General features: G+C 48.1%; 12 protein-coding genes. 1 reads left to right on the top strand and 11 read right to left on the bottom strand.

Annotated elements, in window-relative coordinates; all coding sequences use genetic code 11:
- Nucleotides 1-61 precede the first annotated feature (61 nt).
- The 9 genes from ABIE50_RS08630 to ABIE50_RS08590 form a co-directional block, all read right to left on the bottom strand.
- Nucleotides 62-457: a hypothetical protein gene (locus ABIE50_RS08630; protein WP_209864563.1), complete on the bottom strand. Its 396-nt coding sequence runs from the start codon at nt 455-457 to the stop codon at nt 62-64.
- Nucleotides 441-1,187, bottom strand: coding sequence for a class I SAM-dependent methyltransferase (locus tag ABIE50_RS08625; RefSeq protein ID WP_209864566.1), 747 nt, complete (start codon nt 1,185-1,187; stop codon nt 441-443). Before ABIE50_RS08625 ends, ABIE50_RS08630 begins: the two co-directional genes overlap by 17 nt.
- Nucleotides 1,175-1,915 carry a DUF2071 domain-containing protein gene (locus ABIE50_RS08620; RefSeq protein WP_209864569.1) on the bottom strand — a complete coding sequence of 247 codons (741 nt, stop codon included), beginning with the start codon at nt 1,913-1,915 and terminating at the stop codon, nt 1,175-1,177. Before ABIE50_RS08620 ends, ABIE50_RS08625 begins: the two co-directional genes overlap by 13 nt.
- On the bottom strand, nt 1,899-2,279 hold the full coding sequence (locus tag ABIE50_RS08615) for a DoxX-like family protein (protein WP_209864572.1): 381 nt from the start codon (nt 2,277-2,279) through the stop codon (nt 1,899-1,901). The genes ABIE50_RS08620 and ABIE50_RS08615 overlap by 17 nt, the downstream gene beginning before the upstream one ends.
- A gap of 81 nt (nt 2,280-2,360) precedes the next feature.
- Nucleotides 2,361-3,845, bottom strand: coding sequence for a glycoside hydrolase family 32 protein (locus tag ABIE50_RS08610; protein WP_209864574.1), 1,485 nt, complete (start codon nt 3,843-3,845; stop codon nt 2,361-2,363).
- An 18-nt stretch (nt 3,846-3,863) separates the two neighbouring features.
- Nucleotides 3,864-5,582: a RagB/SusD family nutrient uptake outer membrane protein gene (locus tag ABIE50_RS08605; RefSeq protein ID WP_209864576.1), complete on the bottom strand. Its 1,719-nt coding sequence runs from the start codon at nt 5,580-5,582 to the stop codon at nt 3,864-3,866.
- Nucleotides 5,583-5,600: 18 nt separating this feature from the next.
- A complete protein-coding gene (locus ABIE50_RS08600; RefSeq protein WP_209864578.1) occupies nt 5,601-8,675 on the bottom strand; it encodes a SusC/RagA family TonB-linked outer membrane protein in 3,075 nt (1,024 codons plus the stop codon).
- 43 nt (nt 8,676-8,718) lie between these two features.
- Nucleotides 8,719-9,624, bottom strand: a complete 906-nt coding sequence (locus tag ABIE50_RS08595; protein WP_209864580.1) for a carbohydrate kinase family protein — start codon at nt 9,622-9,624, stop codon at nt 8,719-8,721.
- Nucleotides 9,625-9,635: 11 nt separating this feature from the next.
- On the bottom strand, nt 9,636-10,964 hold the full coding sequence (locus tag ABIE50_RS08590; protein WP_209864582.1) for a sugar porter family MFS transporter: 1,329 nt from the start codon (nt 10,962-10,964) through the stop codon (nt 9,636-9,638).
- A 219-nt stretch (nt 10,965-11,183) separates the two neighbouring features.
- On the opposite strand from ABIE50_RS08590, the gene ABIE50_RS08585 reads away from it, so the two are divergent.
- The gene (locus ABIE50_RS08585) at nt 11,184-13,943 is read left to right on the top strand and encodes a hybrid sensor histidine kinase/response regulator transcription factor (protein WP_209864585.1); all 2,760 of its coding nucleotides are present in this window, start codon (nt 11,184-11,186) and stop codon (nt 13,941-13,943) included.
- 62 nt (nt 13,944-14,005) lie between these two features.
- Here the strand turns inward: ABIE50_RS08585 and ABIE50_RS08580 are convergent, their stop codons facing one another.
- On the bottom strand, nt 14,006-14,197 hold the full coding sequence (locus tag ABIE50_RS08580) for a cold-shock protein (protein ID WP_142683533.1): 192 nt from the start codon (nt 14,195-14,197) through the stop codon (nt 14,006-14,008).
- 142 nt (nt 14,198-14,339) lie between these two features.
- A complete protein-coding gene (locus tag ABIE50_RS08575) occupies nt 14,340-16,256 on the bottom strand; it encodes a SusD/RagB family nutrient-binding outer membrane lipoprotein (RefSeq protein WP_209864588.1) in 1,917 nt (638 codons plus the stop codon).
- Nucleotides 16,257-16,268 lie beyond the last annotated feature (12 nt).

Genomic DNA, 16,268 nt, shown 5'->3' with positions numbered 1-16,268 from the left:
ATCAGCTGCTTCGGTAGACAAAGTAAACGAAAAAAACAATGCGGCGTGGGATGAGGTGGTTTTATGACCGGAATACCAACAGGAAAACAACACTAAAATATCCCCAGAGAAAACAAAACACAATATGCACAGTTGTCTCAAAACGTTTCCCCTTCCATAGCAACGGGGAATAAACAAAAAACTGGAAAACCAGGCGGCATAACCAGAAAATAAAGAACCCCAGCGCAAGGAGGTGCCCCAGCCGTGTATGCACAATATCCTCCGCGGCATATATACACGCCATCCCCATCAGCAGCACCATCAGTCCTATAAAAAAAGTATGCACATACATGATCTGCCTGCTCAAAAGACTGATCGCGGCAAACTCCTTCTTCCAGTTAAAGTAACGGGGAAAGAAAACATGTACCAGGGATAATAACACCAGTATATAACCGGCAATTCTAAGATGCAGTTCCATTTTTCCGTAATATGTAGACCGTCAGAAAAGGGGTGATCTTCTTCTCATTTTCCAGCTGCAGCCGGGCGCTGCTAAATGTTCTCTTCCACGTTGCTCCTGAAAAAAAATGCAGGAACCCAATCGTATAGGCGATGAAGTTAGGTACATCCCTTAAATGCTCCAATACTACAATTTTTCCATCTGCTGCCAGGCAACGATACAGCTCTTTGAAAAAAGCGGTTCTTTCCACGGAGTCCCTGATTTCATGTGCCGCCAGCAAAAGAAACACTACATCCACCGATGCTGGCTCCAGCGGAACAGCGGCGGTGCTGATCACTTCCGTACCGGCATAAGGCGCATACCTTTTCCGGGCACGTTCAACAGATACCTCGGTATGCTTCTCCCGGTTATAAAAATCAAATACCTGTAAACGCGTTTCCGGGTATTTATGCGCCAGCAAATGACTGGTTTCATCAAACCCGGCATGAATATTCACTATACGCTGCGGCTGGAGCCCCATGTCATCCAGCCATCGCAGGGTATACAGATCTGAATGGTCGTAAATATACCAGGAGACCAATAACGACAACAAGGTAGCAATAGCAGCTCCGCATAACATCAACCTGGTTAATGTATATTGCGTGAACAGCAAACCCACTGCCAGCAACAGTAAAAACATCACATAAAAATGCCAGTTGAACCGGATAATATTTCCGATACCCTGAAACGGTGCTCTGTTTATCTTCTCCATATATCCACTTTTCCTTTTTTCCAGTAATAAGGAATCTGCCGGATGATAAATGCGTTCGCCAGCCGCCCTCCCTGTAGTGCGGGATGGTGCAGGAACCTGATCTCGCTATGCAATACAGCAACCGGTACCGGCTCCCAGTGCTCTCTTACCCCTTCAATGATCAATACTTCATCCGATTGTTCGTTACAGGTAAATGTAAAAGGGAGCGGGCCTGCAAACCGCCTTGCCTCCTTCCAGTTATTAAACGGGGAGCCTTCCGGCAATGCAGCAGCTACATCCCCCGCATCAACAGTAATATCCAGTCCCGAGGCTACTGACCTGACGGAAATGATGTCCTTTTCCCCGCTGACGGTAATATCTGTAGTGGTATAACGGTAACGGGTAAACAGGTTTCCCAGGAACTGCATCTTCTTACGGTCTGTTTCTGATTTCAAAATATATAAGCCTCTTAACCGCTTACCTTCGCTATTGGTATAACGCACAAACACCCGGTAGCCCGTCAATACAAAATCATTTCCCATAAAAGCGGGAAATCCTTTTGGTCTCAGGTTTTTGGTTTTCACAATAGCAATAGCTATGAAAGCCCACTGGTCCTGGAATACATCCGGCTCCAGCCGGGGAGGCAGCAAGGCTTTCAACACCGCTATGGGAAAAGCATAGGTGAGCACCAGCGAACTTTCAAAGAACGCCTCCACTGCAAAAGGATGATTTTTAAGAAAGGCTAACATGGGCTTTAAATTCATTGCGGTAAATGACCAGGATAAAAACAGCGGCTATGATAATATTTATTCGTCCGAACAACAGCAGGTCGGGCACAACAATAAACTCTATGATATTCATGGCGGCTACCAGCAGGATCTGTGCAATAGCGCACCAGCGCGATTTTATTCGGGAAAGGATCCATATGGCCATCCCCACCTCCAGGATACCGATGATGCGCGTAAGCGCGGTTGCATGAGCTTCTCCCAGTATCCGGGCTACGATCAGCTGATGCCGGGGAACATAATTCAATACTTTACAGTATATCCCGTTTATGATCCATACAAGGGCAATGGCAAGATTGATAACATTTTTCTGCTTACTAACGGGCATGGGACAAACTTAATACACCACAAGTTAACACAAAAAACGCCGGACTCAAAAGAGCCGGCGCCTTATGTTTTCAGAAATTGGCTATTTACTTAAATCCCATGCTTTTAACCCGTTCAATTTTACCTCTCCATTTTCTGCGAATACCGAAAAACCAGTAGCTGCCTTATCCGGGAATATCAAAGTAGTAAGCACTTTTTCCCCATCGTTTACAAACACTTCTACCGACGATTTATCCAGCAATACCTGTAACCTGATCCTGTTACTGACAGGCTGGATGTTCAGGTGCTGTGTATCTTTTCCATCGCGGATATACAGCTCATTCCGCTGTACGTTGTAGCCTACTGTTACGTTCTGCGCTATTTTAAAACCGAAGTCGGTAGCTGTGCCCAGTATAAACTCAGCGTCTGTCCAATGGGCGTTCGCATTGAGACCTTTGCTGCTGCTCAACTGCAACTCCTTATTGTTAAGCGATTGCGCTTTCAGCTGCAGTTGCTGTGCAGCGGGAAGTTTATGAAGATAGGCACTGATCTGTGCAGAAGGCTGCTGAAATAAACGTATACCCGTTGGCGTAGTTTTCAGTTGCAGGTCACGGGGAATAGACATTTGCCCGCGCCATGGTGAGGTTGGCGTTTCAAATGGCATTAACCAGCCTATCATCATGCGCTTATTATCCGGCAGGTTGTTATAGGGAATAGCGGCGTAGAAAGTTCTGCCATAATCCACAAACAGCTGTTCTTCCGGCTTGTTATCATTAATAAATGTTTTGCCGTCGAAGTCGCCAATAAAATACTGCATGCCTGTAGCAGCATCCTGGTTACCGGAAGAGATCATCAGCAACCATTTCTTTTTTGCCGGGTTACCATCAACGTTCATGGGCGTGAGCGAGGGGCATTCCCATATTTTACGGGTATCGCCCTGGTTGCCGAATTCGCTCAGCAGATCCCAGTCCTTCAGGTTGTCGGATGCATAGAACTCCACTTTATGTTCGGCAGGCACGGCTACTGTCATAAGCCATTTGTGCTGGTCTTCCAGCCATATCACGCTGGGATCGCGGAAATCTTTTTTGTGGATATCCACTACCGGGTTGCCCTCATAATTTGTATAGGTTAAACCTCCATCGTTGCTGTATGCAATAAACTGTGATTCCTTTTGCTGCTTTGGCTGATCGGCGGTATAAATGGCCACCAGCGGGGCTTTCCCATTCTTGCCAAAACCGCTGCTGTTATGCTTATCCAGTACTGCCGAGCCGGAAAAGATCCAGGTGGTGGTATCTTTTGTTTCTATTTCCGGTATAGCTACCGGCAGATGGTTCCAGTGCAGCAGGTCTTTACTGGTGGCGTGCCCCCAGCTCATATGCCCCCATTTATTTTCAAACGGGTTGTGCTGGTAATACAGATGATATACGCCATCCAGGTAAATTAACCCATTGGGATCGTTCAGCCAGTTCCGTGGCGCGGTAAAGTGATACACCGGTCTCCACTGAGGAGTAGGCGTTGCATTGTCCTGTGCGTATAGCCATCCGGGTAGTAAAGCTGTCAGCAAGATGGAAAAAATTCTCTTCTTCATAACAATGATATTTTATTTTTACCAGCCGGTGTTTTGTTTATATAACCCTTTGCTGTAGTTAATCTGGTTTAATGGTATGGGCAGGTATTCATCCCTGCCTTTTTTAAAGGAAGCATCATTCAGGTGAGCCCGGCGTGTTTTTTCCACAGCAAAATAAGCATTGAGATATTCAGCTGCAATACCCCAGCGCACCAGGTCGAAGAAGCGGGAGCCTTCCATGGCAAATTCCAGGCGGCGTTCCCAACGCAGGGCCTGGCGGGCGAAACCGGTGGTCCAGGTGCAGTTAACGCCCGGCTGATAAGTGTTCATTTTATAACTGGAGGTAAAAGCGCCATTTGCCTGCTTTAACAAACCTGTGCTGGCAGCGGCTCTTGTTCTCACCTGGTTAATGAGAGGTAATGCTTCCGCAGCGCGGCCCAGTTCTATCAATGCTTCTGCTTTAAACAACAGCACATCTGCATAACGGATAATTTCCCAGTTCTTGGAGCTCGACATAAAAGGCGGCACTTTCTGAAACGTAGCATCACCGGGTAATACTGTTTCTTTCAAACTAAGATAACTGCCATACACTTCAGGAGCGCGCGCCCAGGCACGCTGGTAAATAAATGCAGGATCATACTTATACGGATGCCCCGGAATAGCTACTGTATGATCTAACCGCGGATCAAAAGTATGGGTTTGAAAATCTGCTTCTGTAGCGATGTTGGTATTGTTGAATGTTTCAAACAGGGGAAGCCCGTTGGCGCCTGTCTGAAAAGCATTCACCAGGTTACTGCTGGGCGAGTGGAACCCGCAACAGCCATAGTCCTGGTTCATAGGATAATCCAGCGCATGACCGTAGTCGAGGCGGCCTTTGGGCGTACCATCATCTTTTGAATACTGGATAGCAAACAAAGATTCCGGGCCATTATCGCCCTTCGACAGGAAGTTATTGGCAAAATCAATTGCCAGCTGGTATTTACCGGAGCTGATCACTTCATCACACAATGAATTTACCTGTTGCAGCAGCGTAGCATCAATAGCTGTTACGTTATTATTTTCATCCTGTTTATAAGCTTCGTACAACAGCGTTTTAGCCAGGTAAGCCTTTGCTGCAAATTTATTGGCTCTTCCAACCTGTGGTTGTATATCGGGGAGATGAGCAGCGGCAAAAGTGAAATCATCCGCGATCTTTGTCCATAGTTCCACGTTGGAATAAGCGCGGTTGGAAATGGTATCGTAGCTTTCCTTAGGCACATTTTCATCGATGTAAGGAACATATTTGAATAATGTTTTCAGCAGGAAATAATAATGTCCTCTCAGGAATTTCATTTCCGCCTGCCTTACTACCTTTTCAGGGAAATTATTTTCATTCGCCTTGTTCAAACGGCCCAGGGCATCATTAACACGGCCTATGCATACATACAGGCGAAACCACAGCAAATCGGAAGAACCGTTGTCTATCCTGTTCAGGGAAAAGGTTTCGTAAAAATGAAAGTCGCTGATATCCCCGGCCCCATCACCGCCTTTGTAGGCGTCGCCGCTGCGGATATTGCCATAGGGCCACATACTGGAATAGGGAGCAGTGTAGTGATCATTACCCAGCGAAGAATAGGCGGCGGTCACCATTTTCTCCAGGTTGGCCGGCGAATTCAGGTCATCGCCCAAAATAACGCCCTGTGGCTCCTGGTCCAGGAATTTGCTGCATGCGCCAAGCAACAGGCAGCTGAGTAAAAGTATATATTTTGTGTACTTCATGATGGCAGTGTTAAGTATTTAGAAAGACAGGTTGAAGCCGACAGTACCTATCACCGGGATGGGATACGCATTGTTGGGATTCTCGGGATCCGTGGCGGTAAAGCCTTTGTTCTTAAAGGTGAGCAGGTTGCTGCCCTGCAGGTATACCCGTGCTGTTTGTAAACGCTTGCTGAACAGGTGCTGGAAGCTGTATCCCAGCTGCAGGTTCCTCAGTTTGAGATAGGAGCCCGGTTCCAGGAAATAGGTAGAGGTGCGGTTCTCGTTGTTACGGTCTACCAGTGTAAGCGCAGGAATAGAAGCGTTTGGATGCTGTGGCGTCCATGCATCCAGCGTACGTGCGCCCCAGTTAGTACCCGGCCATATGGAAGCAAAATCAGTGTACGTTTTGTAGGTATTATATACCTGGATACCTTGTATTCCCTGCAGGAAGAAGGTAAGGTCAAAGTGTTTATACTCCAGCGTTACATTCAGTCCGTAGGTAAAATCAGGATCACCTTTCCCGATATAATCGCGGTCCTTATCATCAATAACGTTGTCGCCGTTCAGATCCTTATAACGGATGCGGCCCACGCCTTTCCCTATCTGGTCGGCATATTCGTCCACTTCTTTCTGTGAACGGAACAGGCCATCTGCTACGTATCCGAAAGTGGAATTAATGGAACGCCCGAGGATAGTTTTATCCTGCCCGTTGCCGGCATAGGAAGTAAGCACTTCTTCCGGCAGTTTAGTGATCTTATTGCGGTAAGTGGCCACGTTACCGGTAACGGTGAGGGCCAGTCCGGGCGCAATGTTGCCATTGTACGACAACAACACTTCCAGCCCCTTATTCTGCATGGAGGCGCCATTCACGAATTTGGCACCACCTTCACCAATCACAGCAAGGTAAGCCGGGCTGATAAGGATATCGGATGTTTTCTTAACAAAATAATCTATAGAACCGCTAAGGTGATTATTGAACAGGCCAAAGTCTATACCGGCATTGGATTCCATGGTGCTTTCCCATTTCAGTGCCGGGTTGCCCCGCTGGATGAAGGTATAGCCTGACGGCAACTGCCCGGAGCCGGCCCCACCCAGGTCATACGCGCTGCCATTGTCAAAATCCCAGGTGGGATCTATGCCATAAATAGCGGAGTACAGCGTGTAGGTAGCATTGTTGGCAATTTCCTGGTTGCCGGATTTACCCCAGCCATAGCGCAGTTTCAGGTCCGACAGGAAAGGCAGGTTTTCTTTCAGGAAGTTCTCTTCGCTCACGCGCCATCCGAGCGATACTGCGGGGAACATCCCGAAACGGTTTTCCTTTCCAAAGCGGGAAGATCCATCACGGCGCAGGGTAACCGATGCGAGGTATTTATTATCATAAGAATAGTTGGCTTTACCAAAATAAGATAATAACGTATAGCCGCTACCGGTACCCCCGTTATCTTTATTGGAAGATCCTGCATTCAGGTAAGCATAATCAATATTCTCCAGGGCGTATCCCTGCCGGCTGGCGTAAAAGTTCTGCGCCATATATTTAATCTGTTCTTCTCCCAAAAGAAAATCGAACCGGTGTTTCTGTAAGGCTACGTTGTAGGTAAGCGTATTTTGCCATACCCAGTTGCCATTATAATCCTGGGATGTTTGGGAGAAGTTGGATGGATCGGAAAGAAATCCTGAAGTATAGGATTTACGCAGCGTACGCTGATAAGTACCATTGTAATCTATACCATAGCTGCTTTTGAAGTGGAGGTTGGGAATGATCTCCACATCAGCATATACGTTACCAAACAAACGCAGGAAATTGCTTTTGTTCTGCCGGTTATCGTCAATGAGCCTTACCGGGTTCTGCCTGTCGGTCATACCGGGAGCGGGTCCGCCCCATCCGCCATCAACGGTGTGCACGGGTACAACAGGCTGTTGTACCAGCGCAGCGAAAAGTATATCGCCGGCCGGCACCAGGGCGTCCCTGATATAGGTGGCCGACAGGTTTTCACCGATCTTCAGCCTGCCTTTAAAAAAGGAATAATCTGTATTAAAGCGGGCGGTTATTTTCCTTTGCTGCGTTTCTTTTACGATGCCTTTGTTATTATACATGCCTACAGAGAAATAGGAATTACCTCTTTCGTTGCCGTTGGCGATGGATACGTTGTAGGTTTGCAGCAGGGAAGTTTGGGCAATCTGGTCGTACCAGTAGGTATCAGCTGGTTTCATGGTTTTAGCGGCGTCAATAAATTCCGGCAGTATAATTTTGTTGAGCACGGGATTATTGTAATCGCCATTCCAGTCGTACTGGTAGATCTGGTTATTATTCGGGTTGGCATGATCATTTACAGCAGCCTGCCAGTAGGCACGGCCGCGGCCATCAGTGTTCAGTGTTTTCAGTTTAGTACTGTAATCCTGCAGGGAAGCAGATACATCTGCGGTGATGCGGCTGTAGCCCTTCCTGGCTCTTTTGGTAGTGACAATGATTACGCCATTGGCCGCACGGGAGCCATAGATAGTAGCTGCCGATGCATCTTTCAATACCTGGATGGATTCAATATCATTCTGGTTCAGTTCCTGCAATCCTCTTTTGGTAGGGATACCATCAATTACATAAAGCGGGTCGTTGTTGCCCAAAGTACCGATACCGCGGATCCGTACAGTGGCATTGCTGTTGGGATCGCCGTTGGTGGTGATGAACACGCCGGGAACGCGGCCCTGCAGGGCTTTCACCGGGTTGCCGAGCGGAATGTCTTTTATTTCGCTCACATTCACTACGGATACGGCGCCGGTCAGGTCTGCCTTTTTCTGCGTCTGGTAACCGGTTACAATCACCTGGTTCAGATCGGTGGCGTTTTCTTCCATTTCTACGGACATATTGCCTTCCGTTGCTTTCAACGACATAGGTTTCATGCCGATGTAGGAGAAGTTAAGCACTTCGCCAACAGCAGCCGGCAGTGTAAATTGCCCGCTGCCATTGGTAATGGTGTTCCTGTTGCCCGCCTGTACGGTAACACCGGGCAATGGTGTTCTGTTTTGTTTACTGATAATGGTACCGGTAATGTTACGTTGCTGTGCCATAGCGAAGAGGCCGAACAGCAACATCGGTAATAAGTAAAACAATTTTTTCATAAATGGAATTTGTGAAATGGTGGTGTGGAAATGTAATAATTGGCTAAGTGTGCTGTGGTACTTTCATCATGCTGTATATATCGGCTGGATCATATTCAGGGCAACCGCCGTGACGGGATGCCACCAGCGCGCCGAGCGCATTGGCATAGGCCAGGCTCCAGGCGGGAGAGCGCTGCTGCAACCTGCTTACAAGAAAGCCTGCCAGGAATGCGTCTCCGCTGCCAATGGTATCTGCTACTTTCACCGGCTGCCCTTCCTGGTAATAAAAAGCCCCGTCTATATATCCCATGCAGCCTTTGCTACCCAGGGTGACGACTATCGTAGGGATGTCAAAACGTGCGGACAAAGCCTGTACCTGGTCTTCATGAGCTGACCAGCTTCCATACCAGGCGCTGATCAGTTCCAGTTCCCCTATATTCAGCTTCAGCAGCTGGCAGCTGCTCATGAGCCACTCCAGCGTTTCGCGGGAATACCAGGGTGCGCGCAGGTTAATGTCAAGTACTTTTATGGCGGGCGACAGCAACGCTTTCCGGAGCGTATTGCGGGATACTTCGTGCCTGGCCATCAAACTGCCAAAAACAATATACTGCAGGTCATCTCCCGATAACAGATCTTCCAGGGAATCATTCCAGGCAATATGGTCCCAGGCTACGGGATACAGGATATCGTACTGCATATCGTTATGCGCGTCCATCCAGGCATTTACTTTACCGGTGGCATAAGTAGTATTCGTTTGTACGTAAGCGTTAGAGAGCTGCATGTTGTGCATGAGCTGCAGCAACCGCCTGCCATGATCATCGGTTCCTGTGGCCGATACCATCGCCACCTGCTGGGACAGTTTCTGCAAATGGTACGCTACATTCATAGGAGCACCGCCTGGCAATTCCTGGTCTGGTAAAATGTCCCACAATATTTCCCCGAGGCAGGCAATGTTATACTTGTTTTTCATAAACTATTTTTTTAATGCACCACCATTGTCATTTCAATTTCCTCCAGTGTTTGCCCTTTTGTTTCCGGCATTAGTCGCCACACAAAAAGCAGTTGCAATACCATCATACCGCAGAAAAAGGCGAAAATGTGACCGCCGCCGATGTGGCTGGCGAGCCAGGGAAAGGTAAAAGCAATGAGGGCCGCCATGATCCAGTGGGTGAAACTGCCCAGCGTCTGTCCTTTGGCGCGTACGGCGTTTGGAAATATTTCAGAGATAAATACCCATATCACGGCGCCCTGCGAGAAGGCAAAGAAAGCTATATAGATGAGCAGGTAAGAGATCACCGCTATACCACCGGTGTGGGTATAAAAAGAGATAGCAGTAAGTCCCAGCGTAGCAATAAGCCCCACAGTGCCTATCAGCATCAGCTGCCGGCGGCCGATACGGTCAATGAACCGTATAGCCGTTAACGTAAAAATGAAATTCACGATGCCTAGTCCCACTGTAGAAAGGAGGGACGAGGCTGTTCCTAAACCGGACATTTCAAAGATCCGGGGAGCATAATAAATAATGGCATTAATGCCCGACACCTGGTTGAATACCGCGAATAATACCGCCAGCATTACCGGTGTGCGGTATTTCCGGGAGAACAGCCGTTCCTTCGGCGCGCCAATGCTTTGGTGCCTCGACTGCCGGATGGTATTGATATCTTCCGTATAACCCGCAGGGTTGATGATCTGCAGAGTTTTGATGGCAGCCGCTTCTTTCTTCTCCCGCAGCAGCAGCCAACGCGGGCTTTCCGGTACCCAGCGGAGCAATACCAGGAACAGGGCCGCGGGGAAAGCCTGGATGCCCAACATAAGACGCCAGGAGTTTTCACCGCCATATCCGCCAATGAAGTAGTTTGATAAATAAGAGACGAGAATACCAAAAACCACGTTAAACTGGAATAAAGCGACCATTCGGCCCCTGTAGGACGCCGGGGAAACCTCTGAAATATATACAGGGGCGGTTACCGAAGAAGCGCCAACTCCCAGGCCGCCGATAAAACGGCATACCAGGAAAAAGTACCAGTTGGTGGCCATGGCAGTACCGATGGCCGATACCAGGTATATTAAAGCCACCAGCAATAAAGTGGCGCGTCGCCCCAGCTTATCCGACGGCGTACTGCCTCCCAATGCGCCAAACACTGTTCCTATTAAGGCGATAGACACGGTAAGACCGTGCTGTACTTCCGTTAAATGCCAGTATTGCTGAATATGCTGCTCCGCACCGGAGATCACAGCAGTATCAAAACCGAAAAGAAAACCGCCAAGCGCCACCACAAAGGCCCAGAAGAAAACAATGTTGTTGTTCATAACGTAGAAATAGTTTGATCGATGTGTCAAACCTACTTCTTTGAAAAAGGCTGCCGTTATTGTATCACACCAGTTTCTTTTGAAATTATAACAAGGCGCATAATTTCATTTATTATTCTGATAAATAACATTTTATATATCATTACAGATATATTACTACAGGATCTCTTTCAATTTTGTATCATTGTTTTTAGAAATAGGACCAAAATTATTCCCACATTGCCAGCACGATATCTCTATTTAATATGTCTTCCCCTGTTATTATATATAACAGGATGCCGTCCGGAAACAGGGCCGAAGTACCGGATTGGATTTTCCCAGTGTACCGGTAACGACGACTGGCGCCGGAACATGCTTACGGAAATGAAGCGGGAGCTTTTTTATCATCCGGAGATGCAGTTATTGTACCGGGATGCAGAAAGCGACAGTAAACGGCAGGTGCAGCAGATCCGGGAACTGCTGGCAGGGAAAATTGATATACTGGTAGTATCGCCCAATGAGGCAGCGCCATTGGCGCCGGTAATTGCCACCGCCTATGGCCAGGGCATCCCGGTGATCATCCTGGATCGCAAGGCCGCCACTGATTCCTTCACCGCTTATATAGGGGGCGATAATTACAACATCGGCAAACTGGCGGCAGAATATATAGCTGCACAATTGAACGGGCATGGACGCATTATAGAAGTAACGGGGCTGCGGGGCTCTTCCCCTACAGTAGAGCGGCACCAGGGGTTTCATGATGCGCTGCTGCGCTATCCCGGCCTGAAAGTGATAGCTACGCTGGAAGGCAGCTGGGTAGCTGATAAAACCCGGGAAGCCGCTGCACGCAACGATTCCGCTGTACAGCAGGCCGATATCATTTTTGCGCAGAACGACGTAATGGCGTATAGTATGTACCGCTATTGCCGTGCAAAAGGCAACAGGCACACCCGTTTCATCGGCGTAGACGCTTCGCCCTACCCCGATGCCGGCATAGACCTCGTATCCCGCGATATCCTCAGCGCCTCCCTGTTGTACCCCAGCGGCGGCAAAGAGGCCATCAGCATGGCCGCCGATATACTCTCCGGGAAAAAGGTGCCGCGCAATACCCTGCTGCAGACTGTACTGATAGACAGCAGCAATGTAAAGCTGATGCGGTTACAGATAGATAAGATCCAGGCCCAGCACCAGGAAATAGAACAACAGCAATCGTTGCTGCAGGAACAACGCTCCCTGTACCAGGACCAGCAGCACCTGTTGCGCATAGTGGTAACCACACTGGGCATTGCTTTCCTGCTGGGCATTGTACTGTTCTTTATTTTACGCACCAACAGGCGGATTAACCGGCAACTGAAGCAGCAAAGAGATGAGATCCTCCAGCAGCGGGACCAGCTGGTGGAAATGACCGCCAGGGCCCAGGAAGCCACAGAAGCCAAATTCACGTTCTTCACCAATCTTTCACATGAGTTCCGCACCCCGCTCACATTGATACAGGCGCCGCTGGAAAACCTGATGGGCAGCAGGCAGCTCTCTTCCCCACAGAAACAACAGCTGGAGCTGATGCGCAGAAACGTAACGCATCTCATGCGCCTGGTGAACCAGTTGCTGGAATTCCGGCGGATCGAAAGCGGGAAACTGCAGCTGAAAGTAGCTGAAAACGACCTGCCCGCCTTTATGCTGGATATAATGGAAGCTTATAAAGGCATTGCCGTAAAAAAACATATCGACTTCCGGCTCATCAGCCGGCAGCCGGGCATTAAAGCCTGGTTCGATCAGCACCTGTTTGACCGGGTGCTGTATAACCTGCTGTCTAACGCATTTAAATTTACGGGCGACTATGGCAAGGTGCATATCTATCTTGAACAACCCGGGGCCGGGCAGGAAGCAGTGATCCGTATTGAAGACGACGGCAGCGGCATGGATGAAAATACACTGGCGCATGCTTTTGAGCTGTTTTACCAGAGCCGGAACAATGAACATAAAGGCACCGGCATAGGGCTGGCACTCACCCGGGAAATCATTTCCCTGCATCATGGCAGCATCAGCGTAAAAAGCAGCAAGGGCGCCGGCACTACTTTCAGTATCACACTGCCCGGTACTTCCGCTCCTTTTGCTCCCGAAGAAATACAGCAGGAAGATGAACATATGAACGTGATCAATCATTCCCTGCACGGCTATACAGACGACGATCTTAACAACGCTCCCGCAGAGGAACTGCCGGCTTCGGTACAGGCACACCCGCATTCTGTGCTGCTGATCGAAGATCATCCCGACCTGAATCATTTCCTTGCTGATTTCCTCAGCGGGCACTACGAAGTATTTCATGCCGGTAGTGGTGAAGAAGGGCTGAAACTCGCCTTTGAACATATACCAGACCTTATCCTGTGCGATATCATGATGCCCGGTATGGACGGTATCCAGGTATTGCAAACATTGAAAAAGGATATCCGTACCTCGCATATTCCGGTGATACTCCTGAGCGCCAACAGCAGCGAGGAGCAACGGATAAAAGGGATGCAGCATAACGCAGACGCCTATATCAGTAAGCCCTTCCACCTGAAATACCTGGCGGAAAGCATCAGCAGCATGCTTAACAACCGGGCTTTGCTGAAAGATCATTACATCGCAGAACCCGAAACCCGGGTACACAGTGAACAATCCAGCAAGCCTGACCGCAGGTTTGTAAATGATTTCACAGCTATTGTGGAAAAGAACCTTGGCAACGACCATTTTGGTGTGGAAGACATCTGCCAGGAAATGGCTATTTCAAAGATGCAGCTGTACCGTAAAGTGAAGTTGCTGCTGAACTGCAATGTAAACGACTATATCCTGGAGGCGCGGGTAAAAAAAGGCAGGTACCTGCTGGTAAATTCAAAACTATCAATTGCCGAAATAGCCTATGAATGCGGCTTTTCATCCCCGGCTTATTTTTCAACGGTATTCAAGGCCCGTACCCAGCAAACGCCTAAGGCATTCAGGGATAAGAAACAGGAAGGCTGATCATAAAAAAGAGGGCTGATCATCTGATCAGCCCTCCTAGAAATAAGATAAGATATGTAAACTTAGATAACTTTTACGTTAACTGCATTCAAACCTTTTTTACCATTTTCTACTTCATACATAACGGTGTCGTTTTCACGGAGCTCACTGGAAGTACCGGAAATATGAACAAAAATATCCGGGCCACCGTTTGATGGGGTAATGAAACCAAATCCTTTGGATTCATTGAAAAATTTAACTGTACCTTGTTGCATTATATTGTATTTGTGCACAAGGTAGTCTTAATTATCCATGCTACCTAAAAGAGTTTTTTAAAATACCGGCAGGGCTCACTTAAAAAAACAAATGGCCGGCCAGAGAACTCTCCGGCCGGCCATTTTACAAGTGAACAGCAAATTATTGCTTAATGGCCCACCATAATGGTGTTAATACCTCATCGCCACCTGCTCCAAGGAAGCTTACAGCCTGGTTATATCCTGCCGCATTGGTATTCTTCAGGGAAGAAGGATACCTGATACGCTGCGGGAAGAATTTCACATTGCTGGTCATATAATTGGAAGCATTGAGTGCCGGCAGTGTTACCAGCGGCTCTTCTACGTTTGGATTTTCGAAGAAAGGCAACCCAAGCCTGCGTTTATCATTCCATCCTTCCAGCGGCAGCCAAGGAACCTGCGCGATATACTTTTGAGTGATGATTTTTGTTAAGAGATCGTTTTTAACAGTACCGTTCTTATACAGGTTATTCACGGGGTATTTAATGGCCACTGTACCTGCGGCGCCTGTGTAACCGTTTTTGAAATCCATTGTATGCGTGGCCGGTGGTTCTGCAGTATGATCCCAGCTTACAGAAGTGCCCGTCATGTTATAATTCGTGGAAGTGAGATAAGCGCTCAGGAAACCATCTACTTTCCAGTATTCGAAACTCTGGGCGATACCTTTTTCATAGGCAGCCTTGCCGCCCAGTGGTACCGTCCATCCTCTTACAGCAGCTTCCGCCAGCAGGAAATGTGTTTCCCATGGTGCAAAGAAGATACGTTTATTGGTGCTGTTCCTGAATTGCTGACCCAAACGGGGAGCTGCCCCGGGGAAAGCCCTCCATTGGTTACGGGTGCCTTTTACGCCCCATGCACCGGCATTAGAGCCATTCCAAGCGAACTTACCATCCAGTTTCTTCACCACATCTCCTTTGGCATCCAGGAGATTACGCGCGGTAGTTTCCCAGGTTGGCTGATCATAAGAAGGGTATTTGCTGAAGTTAGGATTGTTGAAATCGCCTGCCGGAATAAATGCTTTGTATGCACGAGGGTCAATGGTTTGTGGCAAACCATCAAACCAGAAACCGGCGAACGGATCATTGGTCATAGTGGAGAAATGATCTGTTAACTGCAGCCCTGCCCAGTTTGCAGGCCTGATATAAGACTGCAGGGAAACATCTACCTGGTCGGCAGTTTTTACGCCACCCAAACCGGTATAAATATTCTCCAGCGTTGTAGACAGTATCTGGGCGTTCCATTCACGGCTCATTACGCCGGTAAGCGCATCCCAGCCGGATTTTTCCTGTACCTGGAAAATATCGTCCATGCTGGTCATTAGATCTCCTGCAGCTGCTGCTTCAAATTCAGGTTTAGCTTTACCGGGATCCACTTCAGACAAACGCATGGCCAGGCGTAACCGCATAGAGTTGGCATAACGTTTCCATTTCATGAAATTATAACCGAAAGCAGGATCTGTTTTTTTCAGTTCATCTGAAGCAACGATGCTGGTATTTAATTTAGCACTGGCATCCTTTAATTCATCCAGCGCAAAATAATATACATCTTTTACGCTTACGAATTCAGGGTTAACGCCCTGAAATGCGTTGATGGGAATGGGCCCAAAATTGTCGGACAACTCGCTTAACAGGTAAGCGCGCCATATACGTGCTACCTGTTTCAGGTTGTCTGTATATGGTTTGGTATCTCCCGTTTTTATTTTTTCATCCGCGATCTGGATAGCGGTGTTAATGCTGTTCAGCCAGGTGGAGCTGTAACGGTAGTACTCAGAAGACCATCCATCGTCTACCGCACCGGAAGAGAGGCCGCCGCTGAGGTGCTGGCGACTGGCAGTTTTCCAGTACAATACAAAAGAGCGTTCTGCAATATTCGGATCCATTTGAGCGCCAATGATGGAATTATTGATAAAGTATTCCACCTGTACCTGATTAAGGCTGGCATCTTTTGGATTTTGATTGATCTCTTCAAACTTATTACAGGCAGACATCACCATCGCAAAAGCAGCCAGCGCCCAACCTGATTTTATGAGTATCTTTTTCATTTCAGTTACAAT

This window comes from Chitinophaga sp. OAE865 (assembly GCF_040546735.1).
Classification (GTDB): Bacteria; Bacteroidota; Bacteroidia; order Chitinophagales; family Chitinophagaceae; genus Chitinophaga; species Chitinophaga polysaccharea_A.
This window is presented reverse-complemented; position numbering and strand designations above follow the sequence as displayed.